Below are 1,182 nucleotides of genomic sequence, written 5' to 3'. Positions count from 1 at the left end.
ACGCCGGTCCATCAACTCAGGGCCCGACTCGTACACCACTCTCGTGGACACAACCCCTACGACGTGTCTCACTTGGTCGAGCACGCCGCGCACTGGCGTGATTTGGCAGCGCGCCGCCGCTCGGTGGTGAGCACCATCAACGCGCAAGCCGACTCGCTGGACTGGGCGGGCCAGGGCGGGGAAGCGATGAAAACCGCAATGGCCCAACACGTGTCCACTGCCGAGGACGAGGCCCAGCTGCTCGACGCCGCTGCGGCAACCGCCCAGGATGGTGCCAGCCTGCTGCACCAACAGCAACAGTCCATCCTGTCCGAAGTCGAGCGCGCCCACCGGTCTGGATTCACCGTCGGCGAGGACTGGTCAGTCATCGATGCACTGTTTACCCCCGCCTCGATGGGCTGGTATGCCCGCCAGCCCACTACCCTGGCCATCGCGGCGAGGCTGCGCACCCAGGTGAGCGCCTTCACCGGCCAGGAGGTACAGACCGCCACCGAGGTGATCCAAGCCGCCGGCGAGCTGGGCGGCGAGGGCGCAGTGCGCGGACACATTCGGGTCGTCCAGGCCGCGGCAAGTACCCCCCCTAACGGAGAATGCGACGACTACGCCGTCACCGCCGCCGGCCCAGCGATTATTGATGCGTTGACTGGTGCCGACCGGCTGATCCACGAAATCTCACCGCCGCCAGTGTCCTCCCCGCCGGCACCGCCCGTGTCGCCGCCACCATCCGGTGGGGCGTTGGCGGGCGGCGGGGCGCTGGTGTGGCCGCTGCCCCCGGTGGGCGGTGTGCTATCCGGTGTCGGTTGTGGTGGCATCGCCGGTGCCGGCCCGGTCGACGGCGCGGCCGGGCTGGGTGGGGGAATGCTCGCAATGGCAACCCAGCTCAGCACCGGCGCGATCTCGATGACCGCCAAAGCGATCGCCACCCCCGCCGATTTGGGCGCTGCCTGGGCAGCCGCGACCGTGCCAACATCGCCGGTGGCCCAGGTCGAATCTCACTCCCTATCGCAGACCCCCGCCCCGCCACCGCCGGTTGTCGATCCCCGACCAGCCCAACACGAGCACGCGCCACCACCCTCGACCTCCGCTGACTCCCCTGGTGCGAATTACCGCCCGCCGCACCAAGCCTCGCCGGCGCAGTCCTCAGCCCCGGCGCCCGTCCCGCCCGCCAGCACCGGTGTCAGC

The 1,182-nt window shown here is 70.1% G+C and carries 1 pseudogene; it reads left to right on the top strand.

Annotation, left to right across the window (positions count from 1 at the left end):
- Window positions 1-63 precede the first annotated feature (63 nt).
- Window positions 64-1,182 (top strand): annotated as a pseudogene (locus tag BST12_RS29025) (hypothetical protein); the annotation flags it as partial.

Origin of the sequence: Mycobacterium angelicum (genome assembly GCF_002086155.1) — a bacterium.
GTDB lineage: Bacteria > Actinomycetota > Actinomycetes > Mycobacteriales > Mycobacteriaceae > Mycobacterium > Mycobacterium angelicum.
This window is presented reverse-complemented; position numbering and strand designations above follow the sequence as displayed.